General features: G+C 27.7%; 1 protein-coding gene. It reads right to left on the bottom strand.

Going from position 1 to position 678, the window contains the following annotated elements:
* Positions 1 to 24 precede the first annotated feature (24 nt).
* Positions 25 to 330, bottom strand: coding sequence for a hypothetical protein (locus tag FND99_RS20120; protein ID WP_144339712.1), 306 nt, complete (start codon positions 328 to 330; stop codon positions 25 to 27).
* Positions 331 to 678 lie beyond the last annotated feature (348 nt).

Raw genomic sequence — 678 nt, 5'->3', positions numbered from 1 at the left:
TTAGGTGGTCATTTTGAATTGGAATCAGGTGGTCACTTTAAATTGGAATTGGGTGGTCAATATCACTGGAATTTGCATTGTAGCATCAGAAAGCTTAGAATTCTCATACTCCTTTCTAATAAAAGCATCAAATTCTTTTAATTTGACATTGACATCTCTATAATTAATATCTTTCGTAATTAAGACTTCTTGTTTTGAATCACTCCAACGTCCTTTAGGAATTTGAATTCCTATCGAGGTTTCGCAATCAAATACGTTACCTTGTTTAAACCTATAAAAAATTGTATTCCAATCATTCGTAGTTTTAATTCTGAATTTGCCCGTTGCCATGCTAAAATGTTTATCATACAAATATACAAAATAATAATCATTCCCCTATTATTCCCCTAAATATGATTATTTCATCTTAATTCAATGAAATTAAAAAGAATTTAAAAAGCTTTAAAACTCTTTAAAAACAATACTTTATAAAACATTTTTAATTCTTCTTATTTTAAATTATACATAGGTGACACTTCTATTATCCGCACTAAAAAAAGCTTCTGAAGATATTTCAGAAGCTTTTTTGTTTTTGAGCCTATTGCTTAAATTTTTAATTCGACGCAATCTTGTCATTCCGATTTCTATGATAAAACCAAATCTTTTTCATAAAAGGTTTGGTTTTTTATTACTGCAAAA

Origin of the sequence: Flavobacterium daemonense, from assembly GCF_007341385.1 — a bacterium.
GTDB lineage: Bacteria > Bacteroidota > Bacteroidia > Flavobacteriales > Flavobacteriaceae > Flavobacterium > Flavobacterium daemonense.
This window is presented reverse-complemented; position numbering and strand designations above follow the sequence as displayed.

Excerpts from the sequence above, each read along its gene's own strand:
- FND99_RS20120 (WP_144339712.1), bottom strand. The coding sequence starts at position 330 with ATGGCAACGGGCAAATTCAGAATTAAAACTACGAATGATTGGAATACA.